The following is a 21338-nucleotide window of genomic DNA, read 5'->3' as shown; positions in this document are numbered from 1 at the left end:
TTTGCAGTACCCTTGTCGATGCTACTGGCGTTGTTGATCGCCTGCCAGACCGAAGCACTGACAAGACATTATATTATCGAGCTTGGACAAGATGCAGGTTCTCCGAAACAGAACTCTATCATAGAACGTGAGCCGCCTGCGTTGTCACGCAAGCCATCAGATATTGCCGACACAAACGCCTATGCAGGACCCGCTTTAGCACCTCATGAAAAACGACACAGATCTGACAGTTATGGGTTACAAATGACCTTTGTTGAGTCGATTCCATGGCAGTTGCTTTACACCGCTCACCTGCAGGTTGTTTACGAACTGATCCTGCCCTCCAGCCTCACCGCTCGTGGTGCAAGCTTTTATCCACAGCTACCTCTGGAAGCAATTCTTCTTGTCGGCTGGCTTTTAAAAAGCTATCTGAACACTAATTCAAAGTGGTTTGATTGGGCTCAACAGCAGGCGAGCCGGGATTACCCGTTTACGGCTATTACCGGGACGACTGGCTCCGGACACGGACAGACACAATACTCGCCATCAGCATCATCCACTCAGCAAGTATCGGCAGCCACCCCCTCCCTTGCTGGCTATGTTACTGAGGTCTCTTATTCTGACTTTGGTGATGGTAACGGTGAGCCTGAACAACACCCGCACACTTTAGGTTTAAATTGTTTCCTCCATCCCTGTAATGGCGTTTGTCAATTCAGACCATCATCCAATATCAGAGAGCCTGCAGTTTGGTCGCAGTATTGCGAAGAGCGTTCGACAGACCAGACAGATGATGTTCCTGACATTCCGGTCCTATTGAATTCTGATGTCGTATTTGGACCTCAGGCCCATGAGTTTGATTGCAACCCTATCGATGGGGGCGCTTCAGGTTCGATGAGCACAGGTACAACCTTTACAGCTGGCGATAGCGGGTTATTCAATGATGATTTAACAATGCCAGGAGACTGGTTTTACACTGCTAATGATTTGGCAGCTAATAATGAGTTGCCCGGTCGAGAGAGTCTTCTCATAGATGAACCGATTTTCTTTACTCCTGCCGATTCAGAAAGACAACAAATAATCACCGAGCCATCCCGATCAGGTCAGGGCCAACCACCCCTTTTCCGGGCAGACACAGTAGAAGCCACAGACCATACAGGACAAAAAAAACCTAACCTGGCAGTGCTCGCGGAAGGTCACCAGCCGCAGACATTGAGAACAGTTTGCAAGAATGCCAAAGGACTGTCGAATCTTAGAAGCAGAGTTCACATCGGGCAACGAATCTGTGAGGTGATCGTGATCGGGGAAGATGGTCAGCAGCGACCATGCGGGAAAATTTGCAAGAATGCCCGAGTCATGTCTTCTCACAAAAGCGCAAGACACAGCGGACAAAAAACCTGCGACCTGACAGTGGTTGGAGAGGATGGCCAGGAGCGGTCATGCGGCAAGGTCTTCAAGAATCTTTACGCTCTTTATCTTCACAAAAACAATTTCCACATCCGACACAGAACTTGTTTGGTGGCTGTGGTCAGGGAGGATGGTCAGCGACGGATATGCGGGGTGACCTGCATGACTGCTCGCGAACTGAGGGATCACAAACAAAAAGAGCACAGCGGGCAACAAGCCTGTGACCTGACAATAGCCGGTCTGAATCAGCAGTGCCCATGCAAGGTAGTTTGCAAGAACGCTAAAGCCTTGACCGGGCACAAAAGAATGCATCGAAAGCGCAAGCCTGAAGATCTCGACCAGGACAAGGACAATCGTTCTCGGGAGATAAAGTGAATAACTAATAATCAGGTCCGCAATCAAACCTTTTAGGGGGTCTTGATCTATCCTTCCTCTCTGTAAAAGAGAATGCAAGGACAGAATTATTAAACACTCAATCTGTGCCGTAATGCTGTTGCTGCTATTCTCGTTGTCTGTCGTCTGTCAGGTCGAAGCGGTGACAGGGCGTTTTATTGTCGATCTTGGACAGGATACAGCTTCACTAAAACAGGGCTTTTCGATCAAACATGATCGGCCTGAATTGCCGGTCAACCCATCAGATATTGCTGTTACCAACGGCAATGCAGAATCTGATTCGCCGCCCGATGACAAACGACATAGATCTTACAGTTACAGTGTAAAAACCACCCTCATCGAATTGATTTCGTGGCAGTTGCTCTGTGCCACTGACTTGCTGGTCGCTTATGAATTGAAACTGACTGGCAAAGATGTCCCTCTTTATTCATGGCTACCTTTAGAAGCGGTCGTCGTTATCGGTTGGCTTATAAAAAGTTATTGGAACCCCGATTCATTGCTCTTAAACTCAATTGAACAACAAAAAATGCGTCCGGATTATCCACTCAGGGCCATCACCATGATGTTCGGCTCCGGACAAAACCCGGAAAAATACCCACCATCAGAATCATCCAGCCAGCCAGCGATTCGGGCAGCCGTCCATCATACAGGCTATCTCACCAACCTCCTGTATTCTGACTCTGGCGGCGGTAACGGTGGCCCTCGACAATATGCACATACTTTAGGTTTAAATTGTTTCGTCCACCCGTGTTATGGCGTTTGTAGATACCAACTGTCACCCGATAGCAGGGAGTTCGTTGAATCGCCGCTGAACTCGGTAGAACATTCGACAGGCAGCACAGGGCAACTCAGTGATGATGTGCCAATGCCGAGTTATTTTCCTGTCAACAGTAATGACTGGTTTATAGCCAGTGTTTTACTCAATCTGGGTGGTCATTGTCTTCAGGAAGAACGCCGGATTTCATCTACGCAAAGTTATTTCACACCTCCAATGGAAACTTCAGAAACACAACAAACAGCAAGAGGATCATCCCAATCAGGTCAATATCCACCCCGTATTTCCAGGGCACGCAGGTTAAAAACTGCAGATCGCAGTAGTCATCGGACTTGTGAAGTTATCCTGGTCGGAGAGGATGGCAGACAGAGGCGGTGCGATAAGGTCTGCAAGAATGCCAGCGCCCTGTCGAGTCACAAAAGCAGCTTTCACTCTGGCCAAAAGACCTGTAAAGAGATTCTGGTTGCAGAGGATGGTCAGCGACGGCCTTGCAGGAAGATTTGCAAGCATGCTCAAGCCCTGTCGGTTCACAAAAAAAGAGAGCACAGTGTTCAACAAATCTGTAAAGTGAAAGTGGTCGCAAAAGATCGCCAGCAACGGCCATGCGGGAAGGCTTGCAAGAATACTGCGGCCCTGTCGATTCATAAAAGCAATTATCACACCGGGCAAAAAACCTGTGACCTGCCCGTGTTTGCAAGGGATGGTCAGCAGAAGCCGTGTGGGAAAGTCTGCCAGCATGCTCAGGCCCTGTCGACGCACAAAAAAAAAGACCACGGTGTGCAAAAAAGCTGTGTCGTGACAGTGGCCGGTGAGGACGGTCAGCAACGGCCATGCGGGAAAGTCTGCAAGAATGCTCTTGCCTTGTCGCAACATAAAAGTAGCGTCCACAGCGAGCCAAAAACCTGCGACGTATCGGTCGTCGGAGAGGATGGCCAACAGTGGCGATGCGGAAGAGTCTTCAAGAATGCTCATACCCTTTCGGTACACAAAGGATTACATCGAAAACGCAAGCCTGTTGAAGTGCACCAGGATGATGGCCCCGAACCTCACGAAAGTAAATAAGTGACTGCTCCCCGCCCTGTCGAGGGTGTCGCAAAACTCTGGTTCCCGCCTTCACCCCCGTCATTCCCAACTTGATTCTCGTCATTCCCGATTTCATTCTCGTCATTCCCGCGAAGGCGGGAATCCACACTGACTCACCACCAGAACCATAATGCCCGGTGCTCCCCTGGCTTTGTCATCCCCGAGAAGGCAGAGATCCACCGTTGGCGCTGGATTCCCGCCTTCGCGGGAATGACGAACTCAGAGCATGGGAACGAGCTGTTGGAGTTTTGCGACACCCTCGATTGGGCGAGGGTTTACGACGATTTTGCTAATGATCGGGTCTGGCAGCAGATCTTTCATATGGTTTTGCCCGGGGCAACCTTTGGCTTTTTTAATAGAAGGTTTTTAAAAGAAAAGCATACTTGTTTTCCTGATCTATCCTTCCTTTCTGTATGCCAGAACTCAAGGATAGAATTATTAAACACTCACTCTTTGCGTTATCGCTATTGCTGCTTCTGACGTTTTCTGTCATCTGTCAGGCCGAAGTGCAGACAAGACGTTTTGTTGTTGAGTTTAAACAGAATGCAAGCTTTCCAAAACAAAGCTTTTCTATAAAGTCTGATCTGCTCTCAAAGTCGGGCAACCCGTCAGACATTGCTGATACAAACGGCTGTACAGGGTCAGATTCACTGCCCGATGAAAAACGACACAAATTGAGCAGTTACGAGCTCAAAATGAATCTTATTGAGTCGATTTCATGGCAGTTACTTTACGCCACTCAACTGCTGGTTGCTTACGAACTGATCCTGACCACCAATCACGCTCCTGTATGCTGCAAACGATATTCATGGCTGCCTGTAAAAGTGGTTGTCGCTGCCGGTTGGCTTGTAAAAAGCTATTGGAACTCTGAATCATCACTTTTTAACCCGATTGAACAGCATGAGGCGACATCCATGCTGACACAGGGGGATCTCCCGTTTGTAACCGTCACTGCGGCGTTTGGCTCCGGACATAACCAGCAACAATATTCGCCATCAGCATCATCCGGCCAGCAAAGTCCGGGAACAGTCACCTGCCCTGCAAGCTCATTCACCAGCTTCCTGTATTCCGAGTTTGATGACGGTGACAGAGACCCTCAACAACACCAGCATACTTTTGGTTTAAATTGTTTCGTACATCCCTGCCAGGGTTTTTGCAGACTCCGATCATTATCCGATAGCAGAAGGCCTGCTGAATGGTTGCTGAATGCCATTGAACCTTCGACAGGCCAGACCGGAGTAGCAAATACAGATTATAACGGGCCACTTAATGATGATCTGACAATGCCCCGACGTTGGCCTGCCACCGCTGATGACCTGATCATAATTAGTGGTTTACTTAATCTGGGGCGTCAAAGTCTTCACGAAAAAAACGGGATGCCCTCTACTCTGAACCATTTCAGACCTCGAATGGAAGCTCCGGAAACACTACAAACAAAAACAGAATCATCGCAACTGGTTCAGGGCCCACACCGTCTTTCCAAGGCAGTTAGAGTACAAACGAAAGACCAAAGCGAACAGGAAACCTCTGGTATGACCATGGTCAGGGAAGATGGCCAGCCGCAGCTATGTGGTAAGGCCCGCAAGAATGCTCAAGCCCTGTCGCATCAAAAAATAAAAGACGACACTAGGCAACGAATTTGTGAGGTGAGTGTGATCGGCGAGGATAGCCAGTCGCGGCCATGCGGAATGGTCTGCAAGAATCGTCAAGCTCTCTCTTATCACAGAATAAGAGATCACTCTGGCAAACAAACTTGTAGCGCAGCGGTGGTTGGCGACGATGGCCAGCTGAGGAAATGCGGGACAGTCTGCAACAATCCTATAACCCTGTCGGAACACAGAAGAAGAAGCCACAGCGGGCAACAAACCTGTAAGCTTACCGTGATTGGCGAGGATGGTCAGCTGCGGCCATGCGGGATGGTCTGCAGGAATGTTCTGGCCCTGTCGGCTCATAAAAGCGGATACCACAGAGGCCAGTCAATCTGTAACCTGACTGTGGTTGGGGAGGATGCTCAACCGCAGCCATGCGGGAAGATCTGCAAGAATGCTAAAGCTCTGTCGAATCATAAAAGCAACTTCCATGGCAGGCAACAAACTTGCAAAGTGGCTGTGATCGGGGAGGGTGGTCAACCGCGATCGTGCGGGAAGGTCTTCAAGAATGTTCAAGTACTGTCGCATCACAAAAAATCAAGTCACAGCGGACAGCAAGTTTGCAGCGCGACCCTGTTCACAGAGTGTGGCCAGCAACGGCCATGTGGGAGGGTCTTCAAGAATGGTAGAGCACTATTGCATCACAATAGAATACATCGAAAACGCAAGCTTGTTGATGTGGGTCAGGACGGTGGTCCGGGTTCTTGATCTCATACCCGTCTTTTCATGTGGTGATCTATCCTTCCTTTCTGTCGAACAGAATGCAAGGATGGAATTATTAAACACACATTCTTTGCTGCATCGCTGTTGCTGCTGATGTCGCTATCTGACATCTGTCAGGCCGAAGCGTTGATACGAAGTTTTATTGTCGAGCTTGAACAGGATGCAAATTCTCTAAAGCAGAACTTTTCTGTGAAGCGTGACCGGCGTAAATTGTCGGGCATCCCATCAGGCATTGTCGTCGCCAGAGGCTATGATGCAGCACCCGATTTGCCTGATAATAAACGGCAAAGATTATATAGTTACAGGGTCAAAATACCCCTTGTTGAGTCGATTTCATGGCATTTGCTCCACGCTACTCATTTGCTGGTTCTTTACGAGCTCATCCAGACCACCAGAGACACATCTCAGGGTTTAACCCTATATTCATGGCTATCTATGGAAGCTGCCGTCGCTGTTGGTTGGCTCTTAAAAAGTTATTGGAATCCTGATTCGACGTTGTTTAACTCGCTTGAACAACCGTCGACTTCTATGCTGCTAAAGGGGTCTTGCCCGTTTTCAGCCATCACTGCGATGTTTGGTTCTGAACATAACGCACCGCAACACACGCCATCAGAAACACCCGGCCAGCAAGCTCCACAAACCACCACCCAACCGACAGGCGCTCCAATCAGGCTGGTGAATTCTGATTCTGGCGGCGGTAACGGAGGTCATCAACAACACCTGCATACGTTGGGTTTAAATTGTTTCATCCATCCTTGTCATGGTGTTTGTCAATTCCAGCTCTTATCCAATAACACGGGACTTGCTGAATGGCCACTGAAATTCGGAGAAAGCTCATGCCCGCATCTGGCTTATGGGCACTGCATGGGTTGCATAGGTTATTTTGACTCTGAAAACGTTAAATATTCCCTGGGAAATGTGCCTCTCGAAACAATGAATGGTTTGCCTGACATTAAAACCCAATTCATTGCAGACCAACTATTTGAGCCCTGGGCCCATGGCATTGACGTTAACTCTATAGACGGAGTCACTTATAAAACTGAAACTGCCGGATTATTCAATCATGAAGATCCAGTGCTTGGGAATGCATTTTCGGCCGCTCATGACTCCGTGCTTTTTGATCGGTCCGTTGATCTGCAGATTCCTCATGAAGAAACAGGTTTTTCTATGCCGTTTACCCATCCGGAAACACTACAAACAACTGCTGCATCAAGCCAATTGGATCAGGGTCAACATCATCGTTACCGGACGGTGGCAATACAAGCGACAAACAACAGTAGTCAAACAATATGCTACGCGACTGTGGCAGGGGAAGATAGCCAGCAGCGTCTGCCTGGGAAGGCCTGCAAGAGTGCTCTGGTTCTATCAAATCACATAAGCAAATACCGCACTGGGGTACAGATCTGTAGTGAGACTGTCATCGGGACGGATGGTCAGCAACAGCCATGCGGAAAGATCATCAAGAATTATGAAACCCTGTCGGATCACATAAAAAGATTACACAGCGGGCCACAAACCTGTGACTTAGCCTTTTTCGGGGAGCACGGCTTGCAGAGGCCATGCAGGTCAGTCTGCAAGAATGCTCGCGCTATGTCAGTTCACAAAAGCAGATACCACTCCGGGCAAAGAACCTGTGCAGTGATAGTGGTCGGAAAGGATAGTCAGGTGCAGCCATGCGGAAAGGTCTGCAACAATGCTCAAGCCCTGTCGGATCACAAAAAAAGAGCTCATACCAAGCAACAAATCTGTGACCTGGTTCTGCCCGATGGCCGTCAACACTTGTGTGGGAGGGCATACAAGAATTCTAATGCCCTGTTGGATCATAAAAGAAAATATCACTCCGGACAAAAAAGCTGTAACTTGCCACTGGTGGGAAAAGATGGGCAGTCGCGACCATGCGGGAAGGTCTGCAAGAATGCTCAAGCTCTGATCTATCACAAAAAAATGCATCGAATGCGCAAGCCTGTTGATGTCGAGCAGGACGCTGATCCCCGTCCTTGATCTGGCACCCGTTCTTTCGCAAGGTTTTCTTGATCTATCCTTCTTCTCTGTAATTCAGGATGCAAGGATAGAATTATTAAACACTCACTCTCTGCAGCATCGCTGTTGCTGCTACTGTTGTTTTCTGGTGTCTGCCAGACCGAAGCCTTGACAAGATCTTTTATTGTCGAGCCTGAAGAGGATGCAGATTCACCAAAACAGAACGTTTCGAAAAATCGCGATATGCATACATTGCCCGGCAACTGGTCTGGCATTGCCGCTACCAAAGCCTATGCAGAATCCGATTCTTTGCCTGATGACAAAAGACACAAATCTGATGGTTACCGAGTAAATACCAACATCATTGCATTGTTTTCATGGCAGTTGCTTCACGCCTCTGGACTTGCGGTTGCTTACGAAATGATTCTGACCACCAGAGACGCTCCCCTGAGCTACGATTCCCACTCATGGGTAAGTTTAGGATGGGTTGTTGCAGTCGGTTGGCTTTTAAACCGCTATTGGTATCCAGACTTACCTCTGTCTAAACCGATTGAACAACAGGCGAGCCAGGAACTACCGTTTGCGACCATCACTGTGATGTTTGACTCCGGACATAACCCACCAAAATACCCGCTATCTAAATCATATGGGCAGCAAACTTCACAAGCCACCAACCAAGGTTCAAGCTCTCTGTACAGCTTTCTGAATTCTGGCTCTGGCGAAGGTAACCGGGGCCCTCATCGACGCCAGCATACTTTGAGCCTGAATTGTTTCCTCTATCCCTGTCATGGCGTTTGTCGATTCAGGCCCTCAAGCAATAGCGAAGCACCTGCTGACTGGCCACTGAACTTCTCAGAAGACTCATGTACCCATTTGACCAATGGACACTGCATAAGTTGCAAAGATCGATTTGAGCCTGTATGTCCTGCATACTCCCGAGAAGGCTCGCTTTTAAAAACATTGAATGATCTTTCCGGGACTCAAAGCCTTTTCGATTCTGGCCAGTTCTTTCAGCCACGGACAGATGATATTGGTGGCAGCTCTTTAGACGGGGTCGCCCTAGACGGGGTCGCCCTAGACGGGGTCGCCTCAGATGATTTTGACTTAGACGAGTTTGACTTAGACGAAGCCACCCTGAACATTATGAGTGCAGTGACCGCCAATAAAACTGATGCTAACGCGCCACTCAATGATGATGTACCAATGTTCGACACTTTTACTTTCACCACTGGTGATTTTGAGGGCATTAATGGGGCGCTCGATCTAAACAGTCCTCCCGAAGAAGGCGAGATTTCTTTTCCCCTTACCCAGACAAATACAGTACAAGTCCCGGCAGCACCTGATAATGTTATATTCACAGCCACACATTGTCAGCAGGGCCTGTTGGATCACAAAAAAAAAGCCCACTGCGGGCAAAAAATCTGTAATGAAATGTTGGTCGGAGTGAATGGCCAGCGACAGGTATGCGGAAAAGTTTACAAGAATTCCAAAGCCATGTTCAATCACAAAAGAAGAAGCCACAGTGAGCAACAAACCTGTGAAGTAAACGTGTTCGGGGAGAATGGTCAACTGCGGCCATGTGGAGTGGTCTGCAAGAATGTAAAAGCCCTGTCGGATCACAAAGGAAGAAACCACGTAAAGCATCAAGCCTGTGACGAAACCATGATTGGGGTCGATGGCCAGCTGCTGCCATGCGGGACGGTCTGCAAGAATCCTCGTGCCCTATCGGATCACAAAAGAAGAAAACACACCGGGCAACAAAGCTGTGACGAAACGGTGGTCACAGACGATGGCTTGCAGCGACCATGCGGGAAGGTCTCCAAGAATCTCCAAGCCCTGATGGAGCACAAAAGAAACAACCATAGCGGACAACAAACCTGTAACGTAAGTGTGATCCGGGAGGGTGGTCAGTGGGGACCATGCGGAAAAGTCTGTCAGAGTATTGTCGCTCTGAAAAGTCACAAAAGAAATGCCCACACAGGCCAACAAACCTGTGACAGAATGGTGATAACAAAGGATGGCCAACAGTATCCATGTGGTAGGGTCTGCAACGGTGCTTTGGCCCTGACGATTCACAAAAGCAACTACCATACCGGACAAAAGACCTGCGGCTTGCCCGTGCTCGGAAATGATGGTCAGTTGCAGCCATGCGGGAAAGTCTGCAGTAATGCCCGAAGCCTGTCGGAACATAAAAGAAAGGACCACACCGGGCAAAAAATCTGTGACGCAGTCATGGTTGGGAAAGATGGTCGGCAACGGCTATGCGGGCGAGTCTGTGAGAATACTCAAAATCTGTCACAACACAAAATCAGATCCCATACCAATGAAAAAAGCTGTGACGTGATCGTGGTCGGTGATTTTGGCCAGCAGCGGCCATGTGGGAAGGTCTGTATGAATACAGGCGTTCTTTATAATCACAAAAGAAGTCATCGAAAACGCAAGTCTGCTGCCCTGGACCAGGACAATGACCTCAGCCCTCAAGAAGGTAAATGAATAAGTAACAATCTGGTTGTATGGGGATCAGGTTTTTACGACACGCTTGTTTATAAGCTAATCTACCCTCCCTCCCTGTAAACGAGAAAGCAGGGATAGAATGATTAGACAATCACTCTTTGCTGCATCGCTGTCGCTGCTAGTGTCGTTTTCTTTTATCAGTCAGACCAAAGCGCTGACAAGATGTTTTATTGTCGAGTTTGAACAGGGTGCTGGTTCTCAAAAACAGAGCTTTTCGATAAAACCAGCCCGGCATTCATTTCCGGTCGACCCAACAGTTATTCCTGAAACTAACGACTATGCAGTATCTGGTTTACCGCCTGATGAAAAACGACAAAGAGCTGTCAGTTACGGATTAAAAATGCCTCTTATTGAGTCGATTTCATGGCAGTTGCTTTATGCCTATCAGCTGCTGGCTGTTTACCAACTGATCCTGACCACCAGAGACGCACCTCCGGGCCCAGCCCCCTATTCATGGCTATCTGTAGAAGCGGTTGTCGCTGTCGGCGTACTTTTAAAAAACTACTGGAAACGCGATTCACTTCTGTTTAATCCAATTAAACAACAGTCGGCATCTATGTTGATACAGAAGTATTTCCCATTTGCAACCTTCACTGCAATGTTTGGTTCTGGAGATGACTTATCACAATACCCGGCCCCGGAATCATCTGGCCAGCAGGCTTCACAAACCGGTATCCAACATAAAGGCAGTTTAACCAGTCCACTGGATTCTGGCTCTGGCGACGGTAACGGAGGTTCCCAACAACACCAACATACGTGGGGTTTAAATTGTTTCGTCTATCCCTGTCACGGTGTTTGTCAATTCCGACCATTGATCGAGAAAAGAGAGCCCGTTGATTGGCCGCTGAATTTCGAAGAAATCTTTTGCCCTCATTTGGCTAATGGACACTGTCTGGGTTGCATAGGTCGTTTTGATCCTGAAAACGCCACTGATTCCCGGAAAGACTTTTTTTACAAAACAGTGAATGATCCTTCTGCCATTCAACTTTCATTCGATTCTGCCCTATTCTTTGATGACAACTCAGAAGACGGGACCACTCAGGAAGAGTTAATCCTGGACTTATTGAGTTCAGGAAGCGCCAATACAACCTATCCTGCCGGGCCTCTCAATGACGATGTCCAAATGCCCGGGGATTTGGACATCGCTAATGGTTTTGAGATCATTAATGGGTCAATCAATTTAAATGATCTGCTCGAAGAAAACGGTTTTTGCCTAACGCTTTCCCATTCAGAAACACCACAAAGAACCACTGAATCATCCCGATTGGATCAGAGCCAACCCTATCCATCCCGGGCAGAGGCAACACCAGCCACAGACAGCAGAGGGCAATTAATATGTGAATACTACACAGGGCAAAAAATCTGTGAACTGGCAGTATTGGGGCAGGATGGGCAGCAGCCATGCGGGAAGGTTTTTGACAATATCATGGCCCTGAGGAATCACAAAAAAAAGGACCACTCAGGGGAAAAAAATTGTGACCTGACATCACTCGGGCAGGATGGTCAGCAGCAACTATGCAGGGTGGTCTGCAAGAATGCTCAAGCCCTGTCATATCACAAAAACAAATGCCATAGCGGGCAACAAACCTGTGACATCAGTGTGGTTGGGCAGGGCGGCCAGCAGCAGCCATGTGGGAAGGTCTTCAAAAATATTCGATCCCTGACGGATCACAAAAGCAAATACCACACAGGGCAAAAAATCTGTGAGCGAGCAGTAGTAGGGAAGGATGGACAGCAGCGGCCATGCGGGGAGGTCTGCAAAAATGCTCGAGCTTTTTTACTTCACAAAAGCAACTATCACTCAGAGCAAAAAACCTGTGTCGTGACCGTGGTAGGAGAAGATGGCCAGCAGCGGCCATGTGGGGAAGTCTTCAGAAATCTTCAATCCCTCTCGGGGCACAAAAGCAGATGCCACTCAAGGAAACAGAACTGTGACTTTGTCGTGGTCGGGCAGGATGGGCAGCAGCGACCATGCGGAAAGGTCTGCAAGAATATCAGAGCCTTGTCGGATCACAAAAGAAAATACCATACAGGAAAAAAAAACTGTGAATTGGCAGTGGTCGATCAGAATGGGCAGCAGCAACCATGCGAGACCGTCTGCAAGAATGCCATTGCCCTGTTGGGTCACAAAAAAAGATACCACAGCAAACAAAGAGTCTATCGAAAACGCAAGCCTGTTGATGTGGGTCAGGGTGATGAATCAGTCTCCAAGAAGTTAAAGTGAAGAAGTAGCGAACTGATCTAACCTCATTTCACGAGGTTTTGCCTGTACAATCTTTATTTTTAACAGAGGCTCTCTGAAATAAAAGCACGCTTGTTTTCTTGAACTATTCTTCCTCTCTGTATATCAGGAAGCAAGGATAAAATTATTAAACACTCACTCAATGCGGTACTGCTATTGCTGCTGTCGTTTTCTGTCGTCTGCCAGGCCGAATTGTTAACAAGACGTTTTATTGTTGAGCTTGAACAGAATGCAGGCTCTCTAAAACAGAGCTTCTCCATAAAGCCTGACCCGCATATGTTTACGGGTAGCTCGTCAGAAATTTCTGAAACAAACGACCGTGCAGGATCCTGTTTACTCCCTGATAAAAAACGACACAGACATGACAGTTACGGGATCAAAACAACCCTTGTTGATTCGATTTCATGGCCGTTACTTTACGCTACTCAACTGCTGGTTGTTAACGAACTGATTCTGACCACCAAAGATGCCCATTTAAGCTCCAATCTCTATTTATGGGTACCTGGAGAAGTGATTGTGGCTGTCAGTTGGCTTTTAAAAAGCTATTGGAACCCTGTTTTACCTTCGTTTAGCTCAATCGAACATTATGAGGTGACTCAGAACCTCACGTTTGCCACCATCACTGTGATGCCAGGTTCCGGGCATAACCCTCCAAAAGGCCAGTTACCTCAGTCGCTTGGTCAGCTACCCTCAGCAGCAAACACCAATTTTGCAGGCTCTTTCAGCAGCCCCCCGAATACTAATGACAATGGTGACGGTAACAGAGGCCCTCAACAGCATTTGCATACTTTGGATCTAAACTGTTTTGTCTTTCCCTGTCGTGGTGTTTGTCAATTGTGCAATTTTGATCAACCACCACAGACTCTTTCCGAAGAAATTCGAATTTCCACAATGCTTACCTCTTCAGAAAGACAAGAAAAAGCCACTGAATCATCTCAATTGGGTCAGAGCCAACCTCAACTTTCACAGTCAGGCGAAATAAAAGTCACAGATATCAGCGGACAAGAAAGCTGTCACCTGACAGTGGTCAGACATAATGGCCAGCAGCGGCTATGCAGGAAAGTTTTCAAGAGTGCTCAAGGCCTGTTGGATCACAAAAAAAAGTGTCACCTCGGGCCACAATCGTGTGCCACGATGGTGGTCGGTCGAGATGGTCAGCTAGAGCCATGCGGGGTCGCCTGCAGCAGTGAAAATACTCTGTGGCATCACAAAAGAAGAGACCACTCCGGGCAACAAATCTGTAACCTGACCGTGGTCGGGGAAGATGGCCAGCAGCGGCCATGCGGGATGGCCTGCAAGAATGATAATGTTCTGTGGCGTCACAGGAGAAGAGACCACTCCGGACAATTAATCTGTAGTCTGAACCTGGTTGGTGAGGATGGTCAGCAGCGCCCATGTGGCAAGGTCTGCAACAATGCTATAGCCCTGTCATCGCACAAATCCAGATTCCATAGCGGGCAACGAATCTGTGATGTGTTACTCGTCGGGGAAGATGGCCAACAGTGGCCATGCGAGAAGGTCTGCAAGAACGCTCAAGACCTGTCGGTTCACAGAGCAAGAGACCACACCGGGCAACAAGTCTGTAAAGTGGTCGTGGTTGGAGAAGATGGCCAGCGGCGACCATGCAGCATTGCCTTCAGAAATGTTCTGGCTCTGTCATCTCACAAAAGCAAATTCCACAGAGGGCAACAAAACTGTGACCTGGTGGTTGCCGGGGAAGAAGGTCAGCAGCGGCCATGCGGGAGAGTCTTCAAGAATAAAAATGCCCTGTTAAGTCACAAAAGAAGAGACCACACCGGACAACAAACCTGTAACATGACAGTGGTCAGGGCAAATGGTCAGCCGCGCTCATGCGGCAAGGTCTGCAAAAATGTTTTAGCGCTATTATTTCACAAAAGCAAATACCACAGTGGACAACGATCCTGTGAACAGGATGTGGCCGGTGAGGATGGTCAACAGCGACCATGCGGGAAGGTTTGCGATAACGCTCAAGCCTTGGCGGATCACAAAAGAAAAGACCACAGCGGGCAACAAATCTGTAACCTTACCCAGGTCGGGGAAGATGGCCAGCAGCGCCCATGCGGTAGGGTCTGCAAAAATGCTTCAGCTCTATCAACTCACAAAGGCAGCTACCACAGCGGACAAAGAACCTGTGACTTGGTCATTATCGGTGAGGATGGCCAGCAGCGCCCATGCGGGAAAGTCTGCAAGAATAATCGAGACCTGAGGGATCACAAAATCATAGATCATACCGGGAAACAAGTCTGTGATGTGATGGTGACAGGGGAGGATGGCCAGCGACGGCCATGCGGGAAGATCTATAAGAATACTAAATGCCTGAAGGAGCATAAGAGAAAACACCAAAAACGCAAGCTCGCTGAGGTGGATCAGGGTAATGACTGAATCAGAGAGCAAGGACAGAATTATTAAACACTCAGTCTTTACGGCACTGCTCTTGCTAATGTCGTTGTCTGTTGCCTTTCAAACTAAAGCGTTCACACAAAGTTTTATTGTCGAGCTTGAACAGAATTCCGGACTTCCAAATAAGAACTTTTCTATAAAACCTGACCAGCATACCTTGCCGGGCAATCCGTCAGACATTACCGATATAAGCGGCTATGCAGGATCAGATTTATTTTCTGATAAAAAACGACACAGGCTTGGCAGTTACCGGTTAAAAACGCCCCTTATTGAGTCGATTTCATGGCGGTTGTTTTATGCCACACAGTTGCTGGTTGTTTATAAACTGATCCTGAGCAGCAAAGATTTCTCTTCAGGCACCAGCCTTTATTCACGGCAACCTTTGGATCTGGTCGTCGCTGTCGGTTGGTTTTTAAAAAACTATTGGAACCTTGATTCACCGCTATTTAAATCGATTGCACAACAGGAACTGAATCATTGCCATCCGTTTGCTATCATCACTGCGATGTTTGGTTCTGGAGAAAATTCCCCACAATACTCACCATCAAAATCATCAGGCCAGCGAGCCTCCCAAGCCACCCTCCAAAGTACAGGGTCTATAACCAGCCTTCTGAATTCTGGCTCTGGCGGTGATAACAGAGATCCTCAACAACATCGGCATAGTCTGGGTTTAAATTGTCTTGTCTATCCCTGTCACGGCGTTTGTCGATTCCGAACATTATTTGATAGCAGTGGATCTTCTGAATGGACGCTGGACTCCCTAAAGGGTTTATGCCCCCATTTGTTCAGTGGACATTGCTTTATTTGCTCATATCATTTTGCTCCTTTAAACACTGAAGATTGCCAACAAAACCCGCTTTTTGACACGTCGATCGGTCTTCCTACGATTCAAAGCCGATTCGATCTTGATCCACTTTTACAGACACAGGGAAATAGTATTGATGGCAATACAGCCAATGGTTGCATCTTTTTAGGCGGGGTCGCCTCAGACGGGGTCGCCTTAGACGGGGTCGCCGAGACAACTGACTTTATCGGGTCAATGGGTGATGATTTGCCAATGTCCGGGAGTTTGCCTTGTACTGTCAATGATTTTGAAGTTATTAACGGGCCACTCGATCCAGTAAGTCTTTTAGAAGAAATGGGAATTTCCTCAACGCTAAATCATTCTGAAGCACAGCAAACAATCACTGGATCACCCAAGTTGGGTCAGAGACAGTCTCATCTTTCGCAAACCGGCGCAATACCGGCCAGAAACAAAAGCAGGCAAAAAACCTGTAAACTGACAATGTTGGATGAGTATGGCCAGTCGCAGCCATGTGGGAAGGTCTGCGATAATACTAAAGCCCTTTCAATTCACAAAAGACGATATCACACCGGGCAAAAAACCTGTGACTTAACCATGGTCGATAAAGGAGGTCAGAAGCGGCCATGTGGAAAAATCTGCAAGAATTCCATGAGCCTGGCGGTTCACAAAAGAATACACCACAGCGGACAACAAATCTGTGGCTATTCCGTGTCAGGGGAGGATGGCCAGCTGCGCTCATGCGGGATGGTCTGCAGGAATATAAAAGCCTTGTTGGAGCACAGAAGCCAATACCATAGTGAGCAAATAAACTGTGAGCTAACCGTGGTCGGTGAGGATGGCCAGCAGCGATCATGTGGGAAAGTCTGCAAGAATGCAAAAGCCTTTTCGGATCACAAAAGAAGAGAGCACAGTGGACAAAAAACCTGTGAACTGATCCTGGTCGGAGAAGATGGTCAGCGGCGGCCATGCGGGATGGTCTGCAATAGTGCTCAAGCCTTTTCATCTCACAAAAGCCGATATCACACCGGGCAAAAAACCTGTGATGTAACAATACTCGGTAACACTGGTCAGAAGCGGCCATGTGGGAAAGTCTGCAGGGGTGCTCAAGCCCTGAGCGACCATATAAAAATAAACCATATCCTTGACCAAACCTGTGATGTAAAAGTGGCAGGGGAAGATGGCCAGCCTCGGCCATGCGGAAAGGTCTGCAAGAATGCCAAAACACTGTTAGATCACAAAAGAAACTCCCATACTGAACAGAAAACCTGTGCTGTAACCCTGGTCGGAGACGATGGCCAGCGGCGGCGATGTGGGTTTGTCTGCAGGAGTCAAACAGCCTTGAAGGGGCACAAACAAAGACACCACAGCGGGCAGAAAACCTGTAACCTGAGCGTGATGGGGAAGGATGGCCTGCAGCGGCCATGTGGGGAGGTCTGCAACAGTGTCAGAAGCCTGGCGGATCACAAAAGAAGAAACCACAGCGGGCAAAAAACCTGTGATGTGATCGAGTTCGGGGAGAATGGCCTGCAGCAGCGATGTGGGAAGCTCTGCAAAAATGCTATAGCCCTGACCAGGCACAAAAGAATGCACCGAAAACGTAAGCCTGCTGAGGTGGACAAGAACGATGACTTCAGTCATCAAAAAGGTATAGTGAATAAATAATGATCTGACTGCCGCCCTTTTATTGGGTTAGCGGTTATGCGACAGTCCATGGGCAAATAAATCAGATCAGCAGCGGGAAGTGTACAGGGATTGTACAAAAATCTGTCTTCTGTATCTGGGAATTCTGTTTGATTTTGTGCATGATTGCGGGCTGGCCAAAAGCCACTGGAGGCTGCTCATTTGCCTTAATTGGAGATGCCATCGTCATAGGCATTTCCCGATTAGATTGATCATACGGCACAGGATCAGGTTTGCCGTCATTGGGGGAGACACCGCATGTTTGAGGCTAAGGCCTTATTTGAGCCTGAATTCATCCAGCAGAGCCCAACCAGGCTCTGGAAGACTATCTCTCCACAATACAGTGTGGATGAGTCAGCCTTACTGGCACAGCTGGCCGATTTGGCCAGACCCAGTCCGCAGCAGCTGGCTGTGGTAACCCGACGAGCTACCGATCTGGTCGAGCAGGTTCGAGCCCGGGAAGATTCCATTCATATGATTGACTCTATGTTGTTGCAATACAGCCTGGATACCCGTGAAGGTATTCTGCTGATGTGTCTGGCAGAAGCCCTGATGAGAATTCCTGACTCTGAAACCGCCGATGCCCTGATTCGTGACAAACTCAGTGTCGCTGAGTGGGAAAGGCATCTCAAACAGAGCGATTCGCTATTGGTGAATGCCTCCACCTGGGGTCTGATGTTGACCGGTAAAGTGGTGACATTAGGCAAATCGGAAGACGGTCGCCCGGCTAGCGTGATTGGTCGACTGGTTAAAAAAATGGGTGAACCCTTGATTCGTCAGGCTGTGAACCAGGCGATGAAAATTATGGGTGAGCATTTTGTACTGGGTCGCACTATTGCAGAAGCACTCAGGAATGGTCGAAAGCCAAGAGAGAAAGGTTACACCTATTCTTTCGATATGCTGGGTGAAGCGGCACTGACCGAAAGCGATGCTCAGAAATATCTCGCTTCCTACCTGGCGGCTGTCAGTTCCGTTGGTCAGGAGCAGAAGGGTGGCTACAAAGGCCCTCGTCCTACCGTTTCGATCAAACTGTCTGCCCTGCATCCCCGTTATGAAGTGGCCAATGAAACCCGTGTCTTGAAAGAACTGTTCGACAGCGTGCTGGAACTGATTCGCACTGCCAGAAGCCTGAATGTGGGAATCACCATTGATGCCGAAGAGCAGGACCGCCTTGAGTTGTCTCTGAAACTGTTCGAGAAACTCTACCGTCATCCTGATTGTCAGGGATGGGGTGCTTTCGGACTGGTTGTACAGGCTTACGGTAAAAGAGCACTCCCCGTTCTTGCCTGGCTGGCAGCTCTGGCAAAAGAGCAGGGTGATGAAATTCCTGTGCGTCTGGTAAAAGGTGCCTACTGGGACAGTGAAATAAAACTGTGTCAGCAATCCGGCTATTCCGGCTACCCGGTATACACGCGCAAAGAAGCAACAGACGTTGCTTATCTGGTGTGTGCCCGTTTTCTGCTGAGTGATCCTGTTAAAGGGGCTATTTACCCTCAGTTTGCTACCCACAATGCTCATACTGTTGCCAGCATTCTGAGCATCGCAGAACATAAACATTATGAATTCCAGCGTCTGCATGGAATGGGTGATGCGCTCTATAACACGGTACTGGATCAGGAAAAACCGGACGTTCGCATTTATGCACCTGTGGGTAGTCACAAAGATTTGCTGCCCTATCTGGTGCGTCGACTTTTGGAAAATGGTGCTAACTCCTCTTTTGTTCATCGTCTGGTGGATGCCAGGACACCCGTAAAGGACCTGGTTCATCATCCTGTCACTGTGCTCGAGAAGCATAGTTCTCTGGCCAATGACCGAATTCCTTTACCGGTCGATATTTTTGGAAAAGACAGAGTTAATTCCATGGGTGTCAATATCGATATTGAGTCACAGTGGCAGCCGTTTTCTGAATCGGTACAGAAGTTTATGGGCCAAACGTGGCACAAAGGTCCCGTGATTTCCGGCCAAAAGGTTGAAACTGAAAAAGTGGTTGATGTGCAGTGTCCTTACCAGCTCAGCGAGCTCGCAGGTCGTCTGCACTTCGCCGGAGAAAAGGAAGTGGACCAGGCTATTTCAGTGGCTCACAAAGCGTTTGACCGTTGGCACAAGATACCAGTAGAAACCCGTGCCCAGAGTCTGGAGAAGTTGGCCGACCTGCTGGAGGCCAACCTTGAAGAGCTGGTGGCACTCTGTCATAAAGAAGCGGGTAAAACGATTCACGACAGTATCGATGAAGTGCGTGAAGCGGTAGATTTCTGTCGTTATTATGCCAACCAGGCGCGTGAAAAATTCTCAGCACCTCAGGTTATGCCAGGACCTACCGGTGAATCCAATGAGCTTTACCTGACCGGTCGAGGCGTCTTTCTGTGCATCAGTCCCTGGAACTTCCCTCTGGCTATTTTCCTGGGTCAGGTGGTTGCCGCGCTGGCCTGTGGTAACACGGTTGTAGCCAAGCCCGCCGAGCAAACCACTCTGATTGCTGCACGAGCTGTTGAGATGATGCTGGAAGCCGGCGTGCCTGCCGATGTGATTCAACTGGTACCGGGTGAAGGTAAGGATATTGGTCATCAGTTGACCGCTGATCCTCGTATTGCCGGTGTTGCTTTCACAGGTTCAACCCAGACTGCAAGATTAATAAACCAGACTCTGGCTGCGCGAGAGGGCGCTATTATCCCTCTGATTGCCGAGACCGGTGGTCAGAATGCCATGATCGCAGACTCTACTGCTCTCCCTGAGCAGGTCGTTAATGACGTTGTTCAGTCTGCTTTCGCCAGTGCCGGGCAACGTTGTTCAGCGTTGCGAGTGCTCTATGTTCAGGAAGATATTGCTGATCGTATTGAAGACTTGCTGGTCGGTGCGATGGCAGAACTGAAGGTGGGTCACCCAGCCCTGCAGGAAACAGACCTTGGCCCTGTCATCAGTGAAATCGCCCTTAAAGGACTCCAGGCTCATATTGATCGCATGAAGCAGGAAGCCCGCCTGATTGCCGAAGTGGATTTGGGGGCTGAATGCAATGAAGGTTACTTTATTGCGCCGGTTGCCTTTGAGATTGAGAGCATCAGCCAACTGGAAAAAGAACACTTTGGCCCGATTCTTCACCTGATTCGCTACAAGGCTTCTGAGCTGGATAAAGTGATTCAGGAAATCAACGGCACAGGTTACGGTCTGACTCTGGGAGTGCATAGCCGCAACGAAGCGACCTCCTCCTACATTGAGCAAAGCCTTAAAGTGGGTAATGCCTACATAAACCGTAATCAGATCGGTGCGGTGGTCGGTGTTCAGCCATTTGGTGGACAGGGACTCTCCGGTACCGGTCCAAAAGCCGGTGGGCCTCACTACCTGTATCGCTTTTCTACTGAACGTACCCGCACCATCAATACGACGGCTGTCGGAGGTAATGCCACACTGTTGTCCCTTGGGGCTGGTCTCTGATCGTCATTGCCTGCTCTTTAACTCTGGTTCCCATGCAGAGCGAGGGTGTCGCAAAACTCCAACAGCTCGTTCTCACGCTCTGAAGTCTTCATTCCCGCGAAGGCGGGAATCCAGCGCCAACGGTGGATCTCTGCCTTCTCGGGGATGACAAGGCCAGGGGGACACCGGGCAGTATGGTTCTGGTGGAGAGTCAGTGTGGATTGCCGCCTTCGCGGGAATGACGAGAATGAAGCCGGCAATGATGGGAGTCAACGCGTTCCC

Annotated in this window: 11 protein-coding genes; 9 read left to right on the top strand and 2 right to left on the bottom strand. The window is 48.8% G+C overall.

Translation table 11 applies throughout. The features are described from left to right. Window positions 1-12: 12 nt before the first annotated feature. Window positions 13-1758: a hypothetical protein gene (locus ACOJUN_RS03210; protein WP_422135229.1), complete on the top strand. Its 1746-nt coding sequence runs from the start codon at window positions 13-15 to the stop codon at window positions 1756-1758. A 112-nt stretch (window positions 1759-1870) separates the two neighbouring features. Then, window positions 1871-3613 carry a hypothetical protein gene (locus tag ACOJUN_RS03205; protein ID WP_422135228.1) on the top strand — a complete coding sequence of 581 codons (1743 nt, stop codon included), beginning with the start codon at window positions 1871-1873 and terminating at the stop codon, window positions 3611-3613. Here ACOJUN_RS03205 and ACOJUN_RS03200 read toward each other — a convergent pair. Continuing rightward, window positions 3598-3741, bottom strand: a complete 144-nt coding sequence (locus ACOJUN_RS03200) for a hypothetical protein (protein ID WP_422135227.1) — start codon at window positions 3739-3741, stop codon at window positions 3598-3600. The genes ACOJUN_RS03205 and ACOJUN_RS03200 overlap by 16 nt on opposite strands. A gap of 306 nt (window positions 3742-4047) precedes the next feature. On the opposite strand from ACOJUN_RS03200, the gene ACOJUN_RS03195 reads away from it, so the two are divergent. From ACOJUN_RS03195 to putA, 7 genes are all read left to right on the top strand, one after another. After that, complete coding sequence (locus ACOJUN_RS03195; RefSeq protein WP_422135226.1) at window positions 4048-5991, top strand: hypothetical protein; 1944 nt, start codon at window positions 4048-4050, stop codon at window positions 5989-5991. Window positions 5992-6099: 108 nt separating this feature from the next. Continuing rightward, window positions 6100-8007: a hypothetical protein gene (locus tag ACOJUN_RS03190; RefSeq protein ID WP_422135225.1), complete on the top strand. Its 1908-nt coding sequence runs from the start codon at window positions 6100-6102 to the stop codon at window positions 8005-8007. A 105-nt stretch (window positions 8008-8112) separates the two neighbouring features. Then, window positions 8113-10479, top strand: coding sequence for a hypothetical protein (locus ACOJUN_RS03185; RefSeq protein ID WP_422135224.1), 2367 nt, complete (start codon window positions 8113-8115; stop codon window positions 10477-10479). 100 nt (window positions 10480-10579) lie between these two features. Further along, complete coding sequence (locus ACOJUN_RS03180; protein WP_422135223.1) at window positions 10580-12724, top strand: hypothetical protein; 2145 nt, start codon at window positions 10580-10582, stop codon at window positions 12722-12724. 174 nt (window positions 12725-12898) lie between these two features. Then, window positions 12899-15145, top strand: a complete 2247-nt coding sequence (locus ACOJUN_RS03175) for a hypothetical protein (RefSeq protein ID WP_422135222.1) — start codon at window positions 12899-12901, stop codon at window positions 15143-15145. Further along, complete coding sequence (locus ACOJUN_RS03170; protein ID WP_422135221.1) at window positions 15138-17630, top strand: hypothetical protein; 2493 nt, start codon at window positions 15138-15140, stop codon at window positions 17628-17630. The genes ACOJUN_RS03175 and ACOJUN_RS03170 overlap by 8 nt, the downstream gene beginning before the upstream one ends. 276 nt (window positions 17631-17906) lie before the next feature. Continuing rightward, the gene (putA, locus tag ACOJUN_RS03165) at window positions 17907-21077 is read left to right on the top strand and encodes a bifunctional proline dehydrogenase/L-glutamate gamma-semialdehyde dehydrogenase PutA (RefSeq protein ID WP_422135220.1); all 3171 of its coding nucleotides are present in this window, start codon (window positions 17907-17909) and stop codon (window positions 21075-21077) included. Between the two features lie 72 nt (window positions 21078-21149). Here the strand turns inward: putA and ACOJUN_RS03160 are convergent, their stop codons facing one another. Beyond that, complete coding sequence (locus tag ACOJUN_RS03160; protein ID WP_422135219.1) at window positions 21150-21329, bottom strand: hypothetical protein; 180 nt, start codon at window positions 21327-21329, stop codon at window positions 21150-21152. Window positions 21330-21338 lie beyond the last annotated feature (9 nt).

Source organism: Endozoicomonas sp. ALD040 (assembly GCF_049275945.1).
Classification (GTDB): Bacteria; Pseudomonadota; Gammaproteobacteria; order Pseudomonadales; family Endozoicomonadaceae; genus Endozoicomonas_A.
Note: the sequence above shows the minus strand (reverse complement) of the source record. Positions and strands in the feature narration are given on the sequence as shown.

Coding starts and splice junctions, on each gene's coding strand:
- ACOJUN_RS03205 (WP_422135228.1), top strand. CDS start 1,871: ATGCTGTTGCTGCTATTCTCGTTGTCTGTCGTCTGTCAGGTCGAAGCG.
- ACOJUN_RS03180 (WP_422135223.1), top strand. CDS start 10,580: ATGATTAGACAATCACTCTTTGCTGCATCGCTGTCGCTGCTAGTGTCG.
- ACOJUN_RS03195 (WP_422135226.1), top strand. CDS start 4,048: ATGCCAGAACTCAAGGATAGAATTATTAAACACTCACTCTTTGCGTTA.
- ACOJUN_RS03190 (WP_422135225.1), top strand. CDS start 6,100: ATGTCGCTATCTGACATCTGTCAGGCCGAAGCGTTGATACGAAGTTTT.
- putA (WP_422135220.1), top strand. CDS start 17,907: ATGTTTGAGGCTAAGGCCTTATTTGAGCCTGAATTCATCCAGCAGAGC.
- ACOJUN_RS03170 (WP_422135221.1), top strand. CDS start 15,138: ATGACTGAATCAGAGAGCAAGGACAGAATTATTAAACACTCAGTCTTT.